The 17698-nt window shown below is 73.7% G+C and carries 17 protein-coding genes; 13 read left to right on the top strand and 4 right to left on the bottom strand.

The features are described from left to right. Nucleotides 1-119 precede the first annotated feature (119 nt). A complete protein-coding gene (gene rplQ, locus JJV70_RS09930) occupies nucleotides 120-659 on the top strand; it encodes a 50S ribosomal protein L17 (protein WP_219047458.1) in 540 nt (179 codons plus the stop codon). 94 nt (nucleotides 660-753) lie between these two features. Continuing rightward, entirely contained in the window at nucleotides 754-1599 is an 846-nt protein-coding gene (truA, locus tag JJV70_RS09925) for a tRNA pseudouridine(38-40) synthase TruA (protein ID WP_219047457.1), read from the top strand. Between the two features lie 113 nt (nucleotides 1600-1712). Here the strand turns inward: truA and JJV70_RS09920 are convergent, their stop codons facing one another. Beyond that, a complete protein-coding gene (locus tag JJV70_RS09920) occupies nucleotides 1713-2558 on the bottom strand; it encodes a hypothetical protein (protein ID WP_257573691.1) in 846 nt (281 codons plus the stop codon). Between the two features lie 142 nt (nucleotides 2559-2700). On the opposite strand from JJV70_RS09920, the gene JJV70_RS09915 reads away from it, so the two are divergent. From JJV70_RS09915 to glmM, 5 genes are all read left to right on the top strand, one after another. After that, nucleotides 2701-4329: an ABC-F family ATP-binding cassette domain-containing protein gene (locus tag JJV70_RS09915; RefSeq protein WP_219047455.1), complete on the top strand. Its 1629-nt coding sequence runs from the start codon at nucleotides 2701-2703 to the stop codon at nucleotides 4327-4329. A gap of 16 nt (nucleotides 4330-4345) precedes the next feature. Next, on the top strand, nucleotides 4346-4891 hold the full coding sequence (locus JJV70_RS09910; protein WP_219047454.1) for a Uma2 family endonuclease: 546 nt from the start codon (nucleotides 4346-4348) through the stop codon (nucleotides 4889-4891). Nucleotides 4892-5107: 216 nt separating this feature from the next. Further along, the gene (rplM, locus tag JJV70_RS09905; RefSeq protein ID WP_219047453.1) at nucleotides 5108-5551 is read left to right on the top strand and encodes a 50S ribosomal protein L13; all 444 of its coding nucleotides are present in this window, start codon (nucleotides 5108-5110) and stop codon (nucleotides 5549-5551) included. Nucleotides 5552-5590: 39 nt separating this feature from the next. Then, nucleotides 5591-6124, top strand: coding sequence for a 30S ribosomal protein S9 (gene rpsI, locus JJV70_RS09900; protein ID WP_219047452.1), 534 nt, complete (start codon nucleotides 5591-5593; stop codon nucleotides 6122-6124). A gap of 299 nt (nucleotides 6125-6423) precedes the next feature. After that, complete coding sequence (gene glmM, locus JJV70_RS09895) at nucleotides 6424-7782, top strand: phosphoglucosamine mutase (RefSeq protein ID WP_219047451.1); 1359 nt, start codon at nucleotides 6424-6426, stop codon at nucleotides 7780-7782. Between the two features lie 96 nt (nucleotides 7783-7878). On the opposite strand, the gene coaA is transcribed toward glmM, so the two are convergent. Beyond that, nucleotides 7879-8880, bottom strand: a complete 1002-nt coding sequence (coaA, locus tag JJV70_RS09890) for a type I pantothenate kinase (RefSeq protein WP_374227271.1) — start codon at nucleotides 8878-8880, stop codon at nucleotides 7879-7881. Between the two features lie 236 nt (nucleotides 8881-9116). Here coaA and glmS point away from each other — a divergent pair, with 236 nt between their 5' ends. From glmS to alr, 4 genes are all read left to right on the top strand, one after another. Beyond that, nucleotides 9117-10964 (top strand): glutamine--fructose-6-phosphate transaminase (isomerizing), encoded by a 1848-nt coding sequence (glmS, locus tag JJV70_RS09885; RefSeq protein WP_219047449.1) that lies wholly within the window; start codon nucleotides 9117-9119, stop codon nucleotides 10962-10964. A 7-nt stretch (nucleotides 10965-10971) separates the two neighbouring features. Then, nucleotides 10972-11340, top strand: coding sequence for a holo-ACP synthase (locus tag JJV70_RS09880; RefSeq protein ID WP_219047448.1), 369 nt, complete (start codon nucleotides 10972-10974; stop codon nucleotides 11338-11340). 64 nt (nucleotides 11341-11404) lie between these two features. Continuing rightward, complete coding sequence (locus JJV70_RS09875) at nucleotides 11405-12835, top strand: NAD(P)H-hydrate dehydratase (protein WP_219047447.1); 1431 nt, start codon at nucleotides 11405-11407, stop codon at nucleotides 12833-12835. A 12-nt stretch (nucleotides 12836-12847) separates the two neighbouring features. Next, entirely contained in the window at nucleotides 12848-14005 is a 1158-nt protein-coding gene (gene alr, locus JJV70_RS09870) for an alanine racemase (protein ID WP_219047446.1), read from the top strand. A 41-nt stretch (nucleotides 14006-14046) separates the two neighbouring features. On the opposite strand, the gene JJV70_RS09865 is transcribed toward alr, so the two are convergent. Both JJV70_RS09865 and JJV70_RS09860 read right to left on the bottom strand, forming a co-directional pair. Then, nucleotides 14047-14736 carry a class I SAM-dependent methyltransferase gene (locus JJV70_RS09865; RefSeq protein ID WP_219047445.1) on the bottom strand — a complete coding sequence of 230 codons (690 nt, stop codon included), beginning with the start codon at nucleotides 14734-14736 and terminating at the stop codon, nucleotides 14047-14049. 120 nt (nucleotides 14737-14856) lie between these two features. Next, nucleotides 14857-15315 carry a hypothetical protein gene (locus JJV70_RS09860; RefSeq protein ID WP_219047444.1) on the bottom strand — a complete coding sequence of 153 codons (459 nt, stop codon included), beginning with the start codon at nucleotides 15313-15315 and terminating at the stop codon, nucleotides 14857-14859. A 187-nt stretch (nucleotides 15316-15502) separates the two neighbouring features. On the opposite strand from JJV70_RS09860, the gene JJV70_RS09855 reads away from it, so the two are divergent. After that, nucleotides 15503-16795, top strand: a complete 1293-nt coding sequence (locus JJV70_RS09855; RefSeq protein ID WP_219047443.1) for a helix-turn-helix transcriptional regulator — start codon at nucleotides 15503-15505, stop codon at nucleotides 16793-16795. 289 nt (nucleotides 16796-17084) lie between these two features. Next, nucleotides 17085-17588 carry a tRNA (adenosine(37)-N6)-threonylcarbamoyltransferase complex ATPase subunit type 1 TsaE gene (gene tsaE, locus JJV70_RS09850; protein WP_219047442.1) on the top strand — a complete coding sequence of 168 codons (504 nt, stop codon included), beginning with the start codon at nucleotides 17085-17087 and terminating at the stop codon, nucleotides 17586-17588. Nucleotides 17589-17698 lie beyond the last annotated feature (110 nt).

The raw sequence follows: 17698 nt of genomic DNA, 5'->3' as shown, positions 1-17698 counted from the left end.
TTCCGCGATACGACCGGGACCCGTCGCGAGGCGGGTCCCGGGTTCCGGCGGGCACAAGCCCGACCGGACCCTGACACCGGTACCTGATACGGCCGGTGCAGACCACGAGGAGAAACACCATGCCGCAGCCCACCAAGGGCGCCCGTCTGGGCGGCAGCGCCGCGCACCAGAAGGCCCTCCTGGCGAACCTCGCCACGGCCCTCTTCGAGCACGGCCGCATCACCACGACCGAGGCCAAGGCCCGTCGCCTGCGTCCGGTCGCGGAGCGCCTGATCACCAAGGCGAAGAAGGGCGACCTGCACAACCGTCGCCAGGTCATGCGCACGATTCTCGACAAGTCCGTCGTGCACACCCTCTTCACCGAGATCGGCCCGCGCTACGAGAACCGCCCGGGCGGCTACACCCGGATCACCAAGATCGGTAACCGTCGCGGCGACAACGCGCCGATGGCGGTCATCGAGCTGGTGGAGGCCCTGACCGTGCAGCAGGCCGCTGTCGGTGAGGCCGAGGCCGCGACCAAGCGCTCCGCCAAGGACGCCGAGCAGGCCACCGAGGCCCCCGAGGCCAAGGAGGCCCCGGCGGCTGAGGAGACCAAGGCCGAGGAGACCAAGTCGGACGAGTCCGCCGAGGCTCCGGCCGAGGAGTCCAAGGACGCCTGAGCGCCGCAGGAGCGAACAAGCCCGTCCCTGTGACGCAGGGGCGGGCTTGCTTCGTATACCGCCGCCCCGAGCCGCAGTGGAGAGGACGCGAGAGGTGAGTGACCAGGTGGAGCCCGGGTTCGTCCGGGTGCGGCTGGACCTGAGCTACGACGGGCGGGAGTTCTCCGGCTGGGCGGTGCAGCGCGGCCGCCGCACGGTGCAGGGCGAGGTACAGGAGGCGCTGCGCGTCGTCACCCGCTCGGCGGAGCCGCACGAGCTGACCGTCGCCGGGCGGACGGACGCCGGGGTGCACGCCCGGGGCCAGGTCGCCCACGTCGATTTGCCGCGCGAGCTGTGGGCCGAGCACGGTGAGCACCTGCTGCGCCGCCTGGCCGGGCGCCTGCCGCAGGACGTGCGGGTGTGGCGCGTGAGCGAGGCGCCGCCCCACTTCAACGCCCGCTTCTCCGCGATCTGGCGCCGCTACCGCTACCGCGTGAGCGACCACCCCGGCGGCGTCGATCCGCTGCGGCGCGGCCACGTGCTGTGGCACAATTGGCCGCTGGACCTCGACGCGATGAACGCCGCCGCCGAGCGCCTGCTGGGCGAGCACGACTTCGCCGCCTACTGCAAGCGGCGCGACGGCGCGACGACGATCCGCCGCCTGCTGGACCTGCACTGGGAGCGCCGCGCCGACGGCGTTCTGGAAGCCACCGTGCGCGCCGACGCGTTCTGCCACAACATGGTGCGCGCGCTGGTCGGGGCCATGCTCTTCGTCGGCGACGGCCACCGCTCGCCACAGTGGCCCGGCGCGGTGCTGGCGGCCGGGGTGCGCGACTCGGCGGTGCACGTGGTGCGTCCGCACGGGCTGACGCTGGAGGAGGTCGGCTACCCCGCCGACGCCGAACTGGCCGCCCGCAACGCCGCCGCCCGCCGCCTGCGCACGCTGTCCCCCATCCGCTGAGGGTCCGCTCTTTCCGGCCCCTTCCCGCGCCTTCCCCGCCCGAAGCACCGGCGACGGAGGACGGCCCCGGCAGGTGGTGGATGCTGGCCCGCGAACTGGGGGGCGGGTCGCCGTCAGTTCGCGGGGGTCGCCGTGGCGGCGGCCTCGGCCTGCTCCTCGGCGCGGGCGTACAGGCGGTCCGCCGCGTAGGTGGCCAGCGCACGGCTCGCGGCGAGCGCCTGCTCCTCCTCGGCGGTGACGCTGGTGCCGTTCAGGTATCCGGCCACGGTGAAGTAGGCGTAGCGGCCCAGGGAGCTGGCGCTGGAGCGGCACGCGCTGTACCGGCAGAAGTCGGTGGGCACGCCGCCGCCGGTGAGCGGGGAGACGTAGGGCTGTGCGTCCTCCTTGACCCGGGTGGCGGCTTCCTGCGAAGGCAGCACGGCGATGCCGACGGTGACGGCCACCCCGTCCCGGGTGAACGTCGCCCGGTGCAGCTCAGTGCAGCCCGCCTCGTTCAGCACCGCCGCCAGCGCGTTGGACGCCGCCGAGGCACACTCCTCGGTGGACTCCAGCCCCGTGCGCGCGAAGGAGCCGCCGTCGGCCCGCACCGAGGCCGCGGGGAACAGCGTCTGCGCGCTGCGCGGCGCGGTGTCCCGCTCGGGGTCGGTGATGAACTCGCGCGGGTTGGGCGGCGGGGGCGCCTCGGTGAAGTCCGGGTCCGGCTGGTCGGGGCTCGCTGGCAGGTTCTCGGGCGTGGGCAGCGCGGTGGTGGGCCCGTCCGACGGGCTGCCGCCGCCCTCGGTCGCCACGGCGAACGCCACGACGGCGGCCACCGCGGCCGTCGCCGCCGCGCCACCGCCGATCAGCAGCCAGCGCCGCCGCCGCGCGCGGCTCGCTTCCTGATTCTCGGCGAGCGCGTTCCAGTCCGGCGTCTGCCCGCCCCCGGGGTTCCAGCCCGGCCCCCCGTGCCCATAGCTCATGGGCGGCATCCTAAACCGCCGTCTTCGCGCAGGTGTGCGGGCGTCGGGCCGGACCGGGAGGACGGCCAGGGGCGACGGCGGCCGGGGACCGCCGGGGAAAACCGGTTGGTTCCGGCAGGCGGTGGCGGCCACAATCCGGGCCATGGGTCACGTCGAAGTCGCGCACGTCGAGTACTACCTGCCGGACGGGCGGCTGCTGATCGCCGACGCCTCCTTCCGCGTCGGGGAGGGCGCGGCCGTCGCGCTGGTCGGGGCCAACGGCGCGGGCAAGACGACGCTGCTGCGGATCATCGCGGGGGAGGTGCAGCCGCACGGCGGCACGGTGACCGTCTCCGGCGGGCTCGGCGTGATGCCCCAGTTCGTGGGCTCGGTCCGCGACGAGCGCACCGTGCGGGACCTGCTGGTCTCCGTCGCCCCGGCCCGCATCCGCGAGGCCGCCGCCGCCGTGGACGCCGCCGAGCTGGCGATCATCGAACGGGACGACGAGACGGCGCAGCTGGACTACGCGCAGGCGCTCAGCGACTGGGCCGAGGCGCGCGGCTACGAGGCCGAGACCCAGTGGGACATCTGCACCACGGCCGCGCTCGGCGCCCCCTACGAGCGCGCCCAGTTCCGCGAGGTGCGCACGCTGTCCGGCGGCGAGCAGAAACGCCTGGTACTGGAGGCGCTACTGCGCGGCCCGGACGAGGTGCTGCTGCTGGACGAGCCGGACAACTACCTCGACGTGCCCGGCAAGCGCTGGCTGGAAGAGCGGCTGCGCGAGACGCGCAAGACGGTGCTGTTCATCTCCCACGACCGCGAGCTGCTGGCCCGCTCGGCCCAGAAGATCATCAGCGTCGAGCCCAGCCCGGCGGGCTCCGACGTGTGGGTGCACGGCGGCGGGTTCGGCACCTACCACGCGGCGCGGCGCGAGCGGTTCGCCCGGTTCGAGGAGCTGCGCCGCCGCTGGGACGAGAAGCACGCGCAGCTCAAGCAGCTGGTGAACACGTTGAAGACCAAGGCGGCCTTCAACGACGGCCTCGCCTCCCGCTACCAGGCCGCGCAGACCCGGCTGCGCAAGTTCGAGGAGGCCGGGCCGCCGCAGGAGCCGCCGCGCGAGCAGCGGATCACCATGCGCCTGCGCGGCGGCCGCACCGGCGTCCGGGCGGTGACCTGCCAGGAGCTGGAGCTGACGGGGCTGATGCGGCCGTTCTCACTGGAGGTCTTCTACGGCGAGCGGGTCGCGGTGCTGGGCTCCAACGGGTCGGGCAAGTCGCACTTCCTGCGGCTGCTGGCGGGCGACCCCGAGCGGCCCGTGGCCCACACCGGCGCCTGGAAGCTCGGCGCCCGCGTCGTCCCCGGGCACTTCGCGCAGACCCACGCCCACCCGGAGCTGGCGGGCCGGCCGCTGCGGGACATCCTGTGGAAGGAGCACGCCCTGGACCGGGGCGCGGCCATGTCCGCGCTGCGCCGCTACGAGCTGGACCGGGCCTCGGAGCAGCCCTTCGACCGGCTCTCCGGTGGCCAGCAGGCCCGCTTCCAGATCCTCCTGCTGGAGCTGGCCGGGTCCACGGCCCTGCTGCTGGACGAGCCGACGGACAACCTCGACCTGGAGAGCGCGGAGGCGTTGCAGGCCGGGCTGGAGGCGTACGAGGGCACGGTGCTGGCCGTCACCCACGACCGCTGGTTCGCCCGCGCCTTCGACCGCTACCTGGTCTTCGGCGCCGACGGCCACGTCCGCGAAACCCCCGCCCCCGTCTGGGACGAATCCCGCGTCACCCGGGCGCGGTGAGTGGTAGAAGTACCCCGTGACCCTCCTGAACGTGCTGCGAACCAATCCGGCGGCGGCGCTGCCCACGGAGGGGTATGTGGTGGATGTCATCGCTGGCCGCGTCGTCATGACGCCGAACACCCCGGACCAGGACCGCACCCTGTTCGCTGTCCGTGGTCAGCTGCACGAGCGACTGGGGCCGGAGGCGGACACGATCTCCCACGTGCTCGTGGACTTCACCCAGGACACGGCTCTGGCCCCGGACCTCGCCGTCCTGGCGCCCGGGGCAACGCCCCACGGCCACACCTACTCCTGCGTGGATCTGCGTGCGGTGGTCGAGTACGCCTCGGTACGGCAAGACGTATTCGACTTTGGGACCAAACCGGCCGTCTACGCTCGCTTCGGCGTGAGCGCCTGCCTGATCATCGATCCCTACGCCGCCTCGTGCGTCCTGCTGGAGAATCCGGGGCCGACGGGGTACGGGGCGCGGGGGGAAACGCCGTTCGGGGAGCCGGTGTGGTTGCGGCTCGGTGACGGGCAGGCGGTGGAGCTGGACACGTCGGCGTTCCCCACTGCCCCGTGACGGGCTCGCTTTGACCCGGTCAGGGGTGGGCCGGTATTCTGCGAGATCGTTGTGTACCGGTCTGCCTCATTCTCACGTGAGGGGGGCCTACACCGGCTCACCGGTCGATGACCAGCATCCGCGCGTGGCCCGCGTCAGCCCGCGCGGTAGAAGGCTGTCGTGATCTGTCTGGTGGCCCAGTCAGGACTCACCCAGAAGAAGCGAAGGCATACGACCGTGCGTACGTACAGCCCCAAGCCCGGCGACATCAAGCGCCAGTGGCACGTCATCGACGCGCAGGACGTGGTCCTGGGCCGTCTGGCCTCGCAGGCCGCCACTCTCCTGCGGGGTAAGCACAAGCCGGTGTACGCGCCGCACGTTGACGCTGGTGACTTCGTCATCATCATCAACGCCGACAAGGTGCACCTCTCCGGCAACAAGCGGACCCAGAAGCTGGCCTACCGGCACTCCGGTTACCCCGGTGGTCTGCGCGGCGTCCGCTACGAGGAGCTGCTGGAGAAGAACCCGGAGAAGGCCGTCGAGAAGGCCGTCAAGGGCATGCTCCCGAAGAACACCCTGGGCCGGCAGATGCTCTCGAAGCTGAAGGTCTACCGTGGCGCCGAGCACCCGCACGGCGCGCAGCAGCCCCAGCCGTACCAGATCACCCAGATCAGCCAGTAAGTCCGGCCACTACCGGAACGAAGAGAACCGAGGAGCATCGTGGCCGAGACCACCGCTGAGATCCCCGTCGACGGCATCGAGAACGCCGAGAACGCCGAGAACACCGAGCACTACAGCACCGAGACCCCCGAGGGCGTCGAGGGCGAGTACAGCACCGAGTCGATGGCGTCCCGCTTCGGCGACCCGCAGCCGGGTGCCGGCACCGGTCGCCGCAAGAACGCCATCGCCCGCGTCCGCATCGTGCCGGGCAGCGGCAAGTGGAAGATCAACGGCCGCACCCTGGAGGGTTACTTCCCCAACAAGGTGCACCAGCAGGAAGTCAACGAGCCGTTCAAGGTGCTGGAGCTGGACGACCGCTACGACGTCGTCGCCCGCATCAACGGCGGCGGCATCTCCGGCCAGGCCGGTGCGCTGCGTCTGGGCGTGGCCCGGGCGCTGAACGAGGCCGACGTCGAGAACAACCGCGGCCCGCTGAAGAAGGCGGGCTTCCTCACCCGGGACGCTCGCGCCGTCGAGCGCAAGAAGGCCGGTCTGAAGAAGGCCCGCAAGGGCACGCAGTACAGCAAGCGCTGACCCGGCGCCTGCGCCCAACGGACGCCCCGCCGGCACCCTGCGTGCCGCGGGGCGTTCCCGTTTCCGCCCGGCCCGGGGACGCCCGGCCCGGGGACGCCTGGCCCGGCGGCGCCTGGCCCGGCGGCGCCCGGCCCCCCGGCTGAACGCGCGGCCCCCGGCGCACCTGGCCCGGCGGTCGGAACCATCCCGTTCCGGGCATACACCGGTAGAGCGCCTGCGCGGCGCCGCGCCACTCCTGGCGTACCCCGCACCACGCCCGCCCGCTGCGGCGGCCGCACCACACTCTCGGAGGAACCACGGTGGGACGACTCTTCGGAACGGACGGCGTGCGCGGCGTCGCCAACGCGGACCTGACGGCTGAGCTGGCGATGGGGCTGTCCGTCGCGGCGGCACACGTGCTCGGTGAGGTGGGCACGTTCGAGGGCCACCGCCCCGTGGCCGTGGTCGGGCGGGACCCGCGCGCGTCCGGTGAGTTCCTGGAGTCGGCCGTGGTGGCGGGCCTGGCCAGCGCGGGCGTGGACGTGCTGCGGGTGGGCGTCCTGCCCACGCCCGCCGTCGCCTACCTGACCGGCTCGCTCGGCGCCGACCTGGGCGTCATGCTGTCGGCCAGCCACAACCCCATGCCGGACAACGGCATCAAGTTCTTCGCGCGCGGCGGGCACAAACTCCCCGACGACATCGAGGACCGCATCGAGGCCGTCTACCGCGAGCACGCCGCCGCAGAGCCGTGGAACCGGCCCACCGGCGCCGGGGTCGGCCGGGTGCGCACCCACGACGCCGGGTTCGACAGCTACGTCGCCCACCTGATCGGCGTGCTGCCGAACCGGCTGGACGGGCTGAAGGTCGTCATCGACGGGGCGCACGGCGCGGCCGCCCGCGTCTCCCCGGAGGCGTTCGCGCGAGCCGGGGCCGACGTCGTCACCATCGGCGCCGAACCGGACGGGCTGAACATCAACGACGCCTGCGGCTCCACCCACCTGGACGGGCTGCGCGCGGCCGTCGTCGAGCACGGCGCGGACCTGGGCGTCGCGCACGACGGCGACGCCGACCGCTGCCTGGCCGTGGACGCCGAGGGCAACGAGGTGGACGGCGACCAGATCCTCGCCGTCCTCGCACTGGCCATGAAGGAGAACGGCACCCTGCGCGGCGACACCGTGGTGGCCACGGTGATGTCCAACCTCGGCTTCAAGCTGGCCATGGAGCGCGAGGGCATCACGCTGCTCCAGGCCGCCGTCGGTGACCGCTACGTGCTGGAGGAACTCAAGCGCGGCGGCTACTCGCTCGGCGGTGAGCAGTCCGGCCACGTCATCGCGCTGGACCACGCCACGACGGGCGACGGCACGCTGACCGGCCTGCTGCTGGCCGCCCGCGTCGCGGCCACCCACAAGCCGCTGGCCCAGCTGGCGGGCGTCATGCGGCGGCTGCCGCAGGTGCTGGTCAACGTCCGGGACGTGGACAAGTCGCGGGTGGCCACCTCCGCCGAACTGGCCGCCGCCGTCGCCGACGCGGAGCGGGAACTGGGCGAGACGGGGCGCGTGCTGCTGCGGCCCTCCGGCACGGAGCCGCTGGTGCGGGTCATGGTCGAGGCGGCCGACGAGGAGCAGGCGCGGGCGGTCGCGGAGCGGCTGGCCGACACGGTGAAGTCCGCGCTGGGCTGAGCGCTCCCCGCCCCTTCCGGAAGCCGGCGGGGGCGGCCCGCCACCGGCTTGCCCGCGGAGCCGTGCGGCCCCGGCGCGAAGCCGTCCCCGTGCGGGTTACAGCTTGCGCAGCGACAGGCGCTGGACGGTGTGGTCCGGGCCCTTGCGCAGGACCAGGCTGGCGCGGCCCCGGGTGGGGACGATGTTCTGTACCAGGTTCGGCCCGTTGATCTCGGCCCACGTGCCGCGCGCGTACTCCAGCGCCTCCTCTTCCGAGACCTGGGTGTACTTGCGGAAGTAGGAGGACGGGTTCTGGAACGCCGTCTGCCGCAGCTTGCGGAAGCGGTCGAGGTACCAGCCCTGGATGTCCTCGGTCCGCGCGTCCACGTACACCGAGAAGTCGAAGTAGTCCGCGACGGCGACCCGGGTGCGGCCGTCCTGGCCCGGCAGCGCGGGCTGCAGCACGTTCAGCCCCTCCACGATCAGGATGTCCGGACGCCGCACGGTCAGCCGCTCACCGGGGACGATGTCGTAGATCAGGTGCGAGTAGACCGGTGCGGTGACCTCCGCCCGGCCCGCCTTGACGTCGGCGACGAACCGGGTGAGCGCCCGCCGGTCGAAGGACTCGGGGAAACCTTTCCGCGCCATCAGCCCGCGCCGGTGCAGCTCCGCGTTGGGCAGCAGGAAGCCGTCGGTGGTGACCAGCTCCACCCGGGGATGCTCCGGCCAGCGCGCGAGCAGCGCCTTCAGCAGCCGGGCGGTCGTGGACTTGCCGACGGCGACGCTGCCCGCCACCCCGATCACGAACGGGGTACCCGGCTGCGCCTCCTCCCCGAGGAAGGTGTTCACCGCGCCGCGCAGCCCGTGCGTGGCGCCCACATACAGGTTCAGCAGGCGCGACAGCGGCAGGTAGACGTCACGCACCTCGTCCAGGTCCACGACGTCGCCCAGGCCGCGCAGCTCCTCGACCTCGGCGGCGGTCAGCGGCAGCGGCGTGCGCTCGCGCAGCGCACTCCACTCGGCGCGGCTGAGGTCCACGTAGGGAGTGACGTCGGCGGGGCGGCGGCGTCCGCCCACGGGCGGTGTCGCGGTGGCGGGAGAGCCGGAGGGGACAGACACGCGCCCATTGTCCGCCCGCCGCCCCCGCACCCTCATCCGGGGGCACGGCAGGCCCCGGCACCCGGCCAGCCGCTGGCCCCCGGCCCGCCCGCCGCCCACCGCCCACCGCCCACCGCCCGAGCCCGCACCGTGCCGACGGGCCGGGACGCGCGGCCCCCGGGGCCTCGGCTACCCGCGCCCCGGCCCCGGCGGCGCCGTCGTCCCTGGCGGAGCGCGCACCGCGTAGGCTGCCGCCCATGTGCGGCATCGTCGGATACGTGGGAGGGCAGTCCGCCCTCGAAGTGGTCATCGCCGGTCTGAAGCGGCTGGAGTACCGGGGTTACGACTCCGCCGGAGTGGCCGTGCTCGCCGACGGCGGCCTCGCCTCGGCCAAGAAGGCGGGCAAGCTCGCCAACCTCACCAAGCTGCTGGACGAGCGCCCGCTGCCCAGCGGCACCACCGGCCTCGGCCACACCCGGTGGGCCACGCACGGCGCTCCCACCGACGCCAACGCCCACCCCCACCTGGACAACGCGGGCCGGGTCAGCGTCGTCCACAACGGCATCATCGAGAACTTCGCCGAGCTGCGCGCCGAGCTGGCCGAGCGCGGGCACACGCTGAACTCCGAGACGGACACCGAGGTCGTCTCCCACCTGCTCGCGGAGTCCTTCTCCTCCTGCGGCGACCTGGCCGAGTCGATGCGGCAGGTGTGCCGCCGCCTCCAGGGCGCGTTCACCCTCGTCGCGGTGCACGCGGACGAGCCGGACACGGTGGTCGGCGCCCGGCGCAACTCGCCGCTGGTCGTCGGCGTCGGTGACGAGGAGGCGTTTCTCGCCTCGGACGTCGCCGCGTTCATCGAGCACACCCGCGAGGCGATCGAGCTGGGCCAGGACCAGGTGGTCGCCCTCACCCGGGAAGGCGTCACCGTCACCGACTTCGACGGCGCGCCCGCCGAGGTGCGCCGCTACCACGTGGACTGGGACGCGTCGGCCGCCGAGAAGGGCGGCTACGACTACTTCATGCTCAAGGAGATCGCCGAGCAGCCCAAGGCCGTCGCCGACACCCTGCTGGGCCGCATCGACGCGCAGGGCGCACTGCACCTGGACGAGGTGCGCATCCCGGCGTCCGTGCTGCGCGAGGTGACCAAGGTCGTCATCGTCGCCTGCGGCACCGCCTACCACGCGGGCATGATCGCCAAGTACGCCATCGAGCACTGGACACGCATCCCGTGCGAGACGGAGCTGGCCAGCGAGTTCCGCTACCGCGACCCGATCCTCGACCAGCGCACGCTCGTCATCGCCATCTCCCAGTCCGGCGAAACCATGGACACGCTGATGGCGCTGCGGCACGCCCGCGAGCAGGGCGCCAAGGTGCTCGCCATCTGCAACACCAACGGCTCGACGATCCCGCGCGAGTCCGACGCCGTGCTCTACACGCACGCCGGGCCGGAGGTCGCCGTCGCCTCCACCAAGGCGTTCCTCACCCAGCTCGTCGCCTGCTACCTGGTGGCGCTCTACCTGGGCCAGGTGCGCGGCACCAAGTGGGGCGACGAGATCAACTCCGTGGTGAGCGAGCTGGCGCACATCGGCACCGAGGTCGAGACGGTGCTGGGCACGATGGAACCGGTGCGCGAGCTGGCCCGCTCGCTCGCGGACAAGAACACCGTGCTCTTCCTCGGCCGCCACGTCGGATTCCCGGTGGCGCTGGAGGGCGCGCTGAAGCTCAAGGAGCTGGCGTACATGCACGCCGAGGGCTTCGCCGCCGGTGAACTGAAACACGGCCCGATCGCGCTGATCGAGGAAGACCTGCCCGTCGTGGTGGTCGTGCCCTCGCCGCGCGGCCGCTCCGTCCTGCACGACAAGATCGTCTCCAATATCCAGGAGATCCGCGCCCGGGGCGCCCGCACCATCGTCATCGCCGAGGACGGCGACGAGGACGTCGTGCCCTACGCCGACCACCTCATCCGCATCCCGGCCACGCCCACGCTGCTCCAGCCGCTGGTGGCCACCGTCCCGCTCCAGGTGTTCGCCTGCGAGCTGGCCACGGCGCGCGGCAACGAGGTGGACCAGCCGCGCAACCTCGCCAAGTCCGTGACGGTGGAGTGAGCCCGGCGTGATCGTGGGGGTGGGTATCGACGTCGCCGAGATCGACCGCTTCGCGCAGTCCCTGGAGCGCACCCCGGCGCTCGCCGCGCGGCTGTTCCTCCCCGCCGAGGAGTTCCTGCCCGGCGGGGAGCGGCGCGGCGTCGCCTCCCTGGCCGCGCGCTTCGCGGCGAAGGAGGCCCTGGCCAAGGCGCTCGGCGCCCCCGGCGGCCTGCGCTGGACCGACGCGGAGGTCATCACCGCCGACTCCGGCCAGCCCTCGCTGGTGGTCCGCGGCACGGTAGCCGCCCGCGCCGCCGCCCTCGGCGTCCGCCGCTGGCACCTCTCCCTCAGCCACGACGCGGGCATCGCCTCAGCCGTGGTGATCGCGGAGGCGTGACCGCAACCGGCGGTCCTACGGCGGTTGGCCCGGCAGGCCAGGGGCGGGTGCTTAGGCTGGCGGTATGCGGTACGGGTATCGGGTGGAGACGGTGCGCGCGGCTGAGCGGGCGTTGATGGCACGGGTGCCGGAGGGTGAGCTGATGCGGCGGGCTGCCGCCGGGCTCGCCGTGGCGGCGGGCAGGCTGCTCGGGGGCCGCGTGTACGGCAGGCGCGTCAGCCTGCTGGTGGGCAGCGGGGACAACGGCGGCGACGCGCTGTACGCCGGGGCGCGGCTGGCGCGGCGCGGGGCCGGGGTGACGGCGGTGCTGCTGAACCCGGAGCGGGCGCACCCGGGCGGGCTGGCGGCGCTGCGGCGGGCCGGGGGGCGGGTGGGGGAGCTGGGCACGCCGCACCTGGTCATCGACGGCATCACCGGGATCGGCGGCACGGGCGGGCTGCGGGAGAACGCGGTGCGAGTGCTGGTGGGGGTCACGGCGCCGGTGCTGGCCGTGGACCTGCCCAGCGGGGTGGACGCCGACACCGGCGAAGTGGCGGGGGACGCCGTGCGCGCCACGGCGAGCGTCACTTTCGGGGCGTGGAAGCCGGGACTGCTCATCGAGCCCGCGCGACGATACGCGGGGGTGACGCACCTGGTGGACATCGGACTGGGGCCGCACCTGCCACCACAGGCCGACATCGAGGTGTTGCAGCACGCCGACGTGGCGGCGCTGCTACCACGTCCGGGGGCGGACACCGACAAGTACCGGCGCGGCGTCGTCGGCGTCGCGGCGGGCTCCCAGCGGTATCCGGGGGCGGCGGTGCTGGCCGTCGCCGGGGCGTTGCGCGGCGGCGCGGGCGCGGTGCGGTACGCGGGGACGGCCGCGCACGAGGTGATCGCGCGGTACCCCGAGACGCTGGTGTCGCAGGGTTCGCCCCGTGCGGCGGGCCGGGTGCAGGCGTGGGCCGTCGGGTCCGGGCTGTCCGGTGGTGAGGAGGCCGCGCGGGCCGTGCGCGAGGTGCTGGACGCCGACGTGCCGGTGCTGGTGGACGCCGACGGGCTGCGGCTGGCCGACGTCGAGCAGGTCCGCGCCCGCCGCGCGGACACCGTGCTCACCCCGCACGCCGGGGAGGCCGCCGCGCTGCTGGGCACCGACCGCGCGGCGGTGGAGGCCCGCCGTCTGGACGCCGTGCGCGCGCTGGCCGGGCGTTACCGGGCGACGGTCTTGCTCAAGGGCTCGGACACGCTCGTCGCCGGTCCGGACGGCGGCCCGGTGCGCGTCAACCCCACCGGCACCGGCTGGCTGGCCACCGCGGGCAGCGGCGACGTGCTCTCCGGCCTGGTCGGGGCGCTGCTGGCCGCCGGGCTCCCCGCGCGGGAGGCCGCGAGCGCCGGGGCGTACCTGCACGGCATCGCCGGGCGGCGGGCCGCCGCCCCGCCCGCCGCGTCCGACATCGCCGCCGCGCTGCCCGCCGCCTGGCGCGAGGTGTGCCCACCCGCCGAACGGGGCGCCTGAGACACTGGTGCGGTGAACACCGCTGCCGCCGCCCACCCCCCGCGCGCCCGCGCCGAGATCGACTTGGCCGCCCTGCGCGGCAACGTGCGCGCCCTGCGCGAGCGGGCCGTGGGCGGCGCCGGGCTGATGGCCGTCGTCAAGGCCGACGCCTATGGGCACGGCCTGCTGCCCTGCGCCCGCGCGGCCCGGCAGGCGGGCGCCGACTGGCTGGGCACCGCCACGCCCGAGGAGGCACTGGCGCTGCGCGCCAACGGCGACACCGGGCCCGTCCTGGCCTGGCTGTGGACGCCCGGCGGGCCGTGGGAGCGGGCGATCGACGCGGACATCGACGTCTCGGCGAGCGGGCTGTGGGCACTGGCGGAGATCACCGCCGCCGCCCGCACGCTCGGCCGCACCGCGCGGGTGCACCTGAAAGCCGACACCGGCCTGGGCCGCAACGGCTGCCAGCCCGCCGACTGGGCCGAGCTGGTGGCCGCCGCCCGCGCCGCCGAGGCCGAGGGCACGCTGCGCGTCACCGGGCTGTGGTCGCACTTCGCCTGCGCGGACGAACCGGGCCACCCCTCCATCGTCCGCCAACTGGACGCCTTCCGGGAGGCGCTGGGCGCCGCCGAGCGGGCCGGGCTGCGCCCCGAGGTGCGGCACCTGGCCAACTCCCCGGCGACGCTGACGCTTCCCGAGGCCCACTTCGACCTCGTCCGCCCCGGCGTCTCCTGCTACGGCCTGTCCCCCGCGCCGGAACTGGGGGCGCCGCAGGACTTCGGGCTGCGCCCGGCGATGACGCTCAGCGCCGCTCTGGCGAACGTCAAGCGCGTCCCCGGCGGTCACGGCGTCTCCTACGGCCACACCTACACCACCCCGGGCGCCACGACGCTCGCCCTGGTCCCCGTCGGCTACGCGGACGGCGTGCCCCGCCACGGTTCCGGCACCGGCCCGGTGCTGGTGGCTGGCAAGTGGCGCACGGTCGCCGGACGCGTGGCCATGGACCAGTTCGTCGTGGACCTCGGCGGCGACACGGCGGAACCCGGTGACGAGGCGGTGCTGTTCGGCCCCGGCGAGCGCGGCGAGCCCACCGCCGAAGACTGGGCGCGGGCCGTGGGCACCATCGGGTACGAGATCATCACCCGCGTCGGCGCCCGCGTGCCGCGCGTGTACATCAACCGCGAGCCGTAGGCGCCGGGCACGGCCACCAGCGCGGCCACGGCCCGATCAGGTCACTTCACGCGGTAGGCGGTTACCAACAGCGTGTCGGCGCAACGCTGCCCAGCTCCGGTCGCCGACAGCACCTCGGTGGTGATACTGGTCAGTCCTGCCTCATCGAGCAGCTTGGTCCATACCTGCTCTTGGAGCACCCAGCGGCGCATCGTGGTGGCCTCGCCGTCCGGTGTCTTCGCCGGGACGTCGGCGTGCACGACGTCAGACTGCGCGGGCGCGCCGTTCAGGTAGTGGGCGAGAGAGGAAAATACGAGCCGCCCGCCCGGGTGGAGAGCGGCAGCCGCCGCAGGTAGGACGTCGCGCGGTTCGGTGAAGTCCACGGCGCCGAAGACGCTGTAGAGCACGTCATAGGTCTCCGGTGCCGCGCGCAGGTAGCTCACCACGTCGGCGTGGGCGAGACGCAGGCGTGGGGCGAGGTGCGCGTACAGGTCCGTGGCCATGGCGTGCTGGGCAGATGATGCGTCAATCGCGTCGACGCGGGATGGCTGGTGGCGGGTCGCCAGGTGGGCGGCGTGCCGGGCGGCCCCGGCTCCGAGGTCGCCGACACACCTGCCGGTGAGGTCACCCAAAAGTTCCGGCCCAGGCCCGGTGTCCTGGCTCCAGCTCCAGTGGAAGGTCTCTGGGACCGCGCGGTCGTGCTCGGTGCGGGTGCGGCCGTAGTGGTGCCAGAGATCTGTCGTGGTGGTCACCCGCCCCATCCTGGCGGGCGCGATCGGCCCATGGGCCGATTCCGCGCAATCTCACCCCGGGGTGTGCCTGGCGTCCCGGCCACAGAACGGGACGCCAGGCATGCGCGGATCGGGAGCGAATCAGTGCGAGTCGTTGCCCGGGTGGCACGGACCGCATTCGGCGGCGTCCGCCCACAGGGGCAAGTCAACCTCCCAACCGTCGCCCGCGATGAGGTGGGCGGTCTTCATCACGGAGCCGTCGTTCTTGAACTCGACCTTCGGCACGTGGTGCAGGAAATGCCCCTCGTTGTGCTTCTCACACAGCTCGGCGTACGCCACGGTGTCGAGGATGATGGTGTGGACGCCGATATCGACCAGCGTGCTCGGCGCGAGCCCAAGCTGCTCGCCGCGGTGGGCCATCGCGGTCAGCAGGTAGGCGTAGCCCTGTCCGAGGACACGGGCGGCCATGACGGAGTCGTAGGGGTAGTCACGCTGGAGCAGCCCGACCTGCTTGTCCCACAGGTCGGCCGGCACGATGTCGCGCACGGAGCGGAGCGGGCCGGTCGCCGGGTCGGTGATCAGGAGTGCGGCTGTTGCCATGGTGCCCTCCGATGGACGGTGCCCCGGGGGTCGGGGCTGTCGCCTCCACCACACCCCATCACCGGGCTGAGTGGTAATCACCTCTCACGGTGTGCAAGCGATTTGCACGTTCTGCAAGCCATCTCGACGCCGTCGCGCGGCACCCATACCGTGGAATCCCCCAGGTTGCGCGGCGTGGGAGGGGCCAGTGCCCGTTGACCCGCTCTGGAACAGCACGAAAGTCCACGAGTTAGCAGCACAACGGCACCCCGGTGCCCTGATCCGGCTCGGCCGCCAGCACCACGGATGGACACTGGCCGCGCTCGGGGATCGGCTCGGCTGCTCACCGGCCACGGTCTCCCGGCTGGAGCGCCGCTCGCGGGTCGTCGACCTGGCACTGCTGCAACGCGCCGCGCTCGAAGTCGGCGTCCCCCGACACACTCTGATGGCATCTCTGGCGCCTCCTCTCGCAACGGCTCCGGCCACTACTAGAGTGACGGCCAGTCCGCACGCCGAGGAGGACCCTATGCGCCGCCGTACGCTGCTCACCGCCACGGCAGCCACAGGACCGGCCGCCCTCCTCATGGGCCTGGACGACGTCCTAGCCCACACCCCCGCGACGACTCGTAGCGCCCAGCCGCTGGACCGCCGCTTGCCCGCAGCCCGCGAACTGTACGACGCGGGCGCGCACCAGCGACTCCTCGCCGCACTGCCCAGCCTGATCGCCGACGGGCACGCCTCCGCCGCCTCCCGCCGCGATCTCGACCAGGCCCGGCTCTCCTCCGTCTACAGCCTCGCCTCCGCCGTGCTGATCAAGGTCGGCTCCTACGACCGGGCCCGGTCCACGGCAGACCGTGCCCGCACCTGGGCTGAGGTGTCCGGCTCGCCGCTCGCGGCGGCGGCCGCTGCCCGGGAGTGGGCCATCGTGCTGCGTCACCAGGACCAGCACGCCGATGCGCAGCGCGTCATGTCCCTGGCCGCCGCGAAGGTGGAAGCGACCGGGCTGCGTACGGACGCCGCCGCCTCGGCGTATGCCCAGATGCTGTGCACCCTCGCCTACACCGCTGCCCGAGGCGGTCAGCGCGCCGAGGCCCTGGCCATGACCGAAGAGGCCCGCCGTGCCGCCTGCCGGCTGCCCGAGACCGCTCCGACGGGCCGCCTCTTCCCCATCAGTCCGGCAGCCGTCGACCTGTACGCGGTGGGCGTCCACTGGGCGCTGGGCGACGCAGGAGCCGCGCTGGAAGCCGGGAAGGACTTGCGGGCCAGCCAGTTCCCCACAGCCGAGCGAAAGGCCCGCTGGGGAACCGACATGGCGCGAGCCTGGTGGGCGTGGGGCCGCCCCGAGCAGACCGCCCAAGCCCTGCTCGACGCCTACCGCGCAAGCCCTGGAGAGGTCCGGGACCGACCCGCCATCCGGCAGATCGTCTCCGAACTGGCCGTGCGCCACCCTCGCACCACCGGCGTGCCCGAGCTGCACACGGCTGTGATCCGCGCCGCCTGACTCCCGCCGTGCCCCTGGTCCTCAGCATTCCCTCCTCATCCCCTCCTCGCCCCTCGTCCTCGCCGGGACCGCCCACCGGGTCACCCGTTGGAGGGGTGACGGTGCTGGCTGACGCGACGCGGTACGCCTGATCGGGTGAAGGTGGGGGACGCCGCCGCCTTCAGTGGGCGCCGCGCGCCGCGCGCTGACGCCGTTCCCGCGATGCCCGCGTGCCAGGCGGGCTGACGGCGCACAGTGCGCTGGCCGTGCGGCGGGCGGGGCCGGTCCCCGCCCGCCTACCATCGAGGCCATGCAGACGGCCACCACCCCCACACGCATCACGGTCAGCACCCCCGAGGACATGCGGCAGCTCGGCCGCCGGCTGGCCGCGCTGCTGCGCGCCGGAGACCTGGTACTCCTCACCGGTGAGCTGGGCGCGGGCAAGACGACGCTCGCGCGCGGCCTGGGCGCCGGACTCGGGGTGCGCGGCGACGTCACCTCGCCGACGTTCGTCATCGCCCGCGTCCACCCCCCGCTGGGTGACGGGCCGCCGCTGGTGCACGTGGACGCCTACCGGCTGGACGGCGGGCTGGAGGAGATGGAGGACCTGGACCTCGACGTCTGCCTCCCGGAGTCGGTCGTCGCGGTCGAGTGGGGTGAGGGGCGCGTGGAGGAGCTGACCGAGGACCGGCTGCACGTGGTCATCGCGCGCGAGCTGGCCCACGACGCCGACGAGCACGACGCCCGCGTCGTCACCCTCGCCGCCTACGGCGACCGCTGGCGCGGCGTCGATCTCGCGGCGGTGAGCCCCTGACCCGCTGGGCGACCGGAGCAGCCCGCACGCCGGAGTCGTCCGGGAGGCGGGGCAGCCCCCGTTTCGGGAAGGTGCGGGGCGGGGCAGACCTTCATCCCGACGGTGCGTCG

It is taken from the genome of Streptomyces sp. JJ66, assembly GCF_019303495.1.
GTDB lineage: Bacteria > Actinomycetota > Actinomycetes > Streptomycetales > Streptomycetaceae > Streptomyces.
Note: the sequence above shows the minus strand (reverse complement) of the source record. Positions and strands in the feature narration are given on the sequence as shown.

Bases quoted from the DNA above. Each gene is read 5' to 3' on its own strand.
- JJV70_RS09915 (WP_219047455.1), top strand. From the start codon at position 2,701: ATGGGTCACGTCGAAGTCGCGCACGTCGAGTACTACCTGCCGGACGGG.
- rplQ (WP_219047458.1), top strand. From the start codon at position 120: ATGCCGCAGCCCACCAAGGGCGCCCGTCTGGGCGGCAGCGCCGCGCAC.
- tsaE (WP_219047442.1), top strand. From the start codon at position 17,085: ATGCAGACGGCCACCACCCCCACACGCATCACGGTCAGCACCCCCGAG.
- glmS (WP_219047449.1), top strand. From the start codon at position 9,117: ATGTGCGGCATCGTCGGATACGTGGGAGGGCAGTCCGCCCTCGAAGTG.
- JJV70_RS09920 (WP_257573691.1), bottom strand. From the start codon at position 2,558: ATGAGCTATGGGCACGGGGGGCCGGGCTGGAACCCCGGGGGCGGGCAG.
- JJV70_RS09875 (WP_219047447.1), top strand. From the start codon at position 11,405: ATGCGGTACGGGTATCGGGTGGAGACGGTGCGCGCGGCTGAGCGGGCG.
- JJV70_RS09860 (WP_219047444.1), bottom strand. From the start codon at position 15,315: ATGGCAACAGCCGCACTCCTGATCACCGACCCGGCGACCGGCCCGCTC.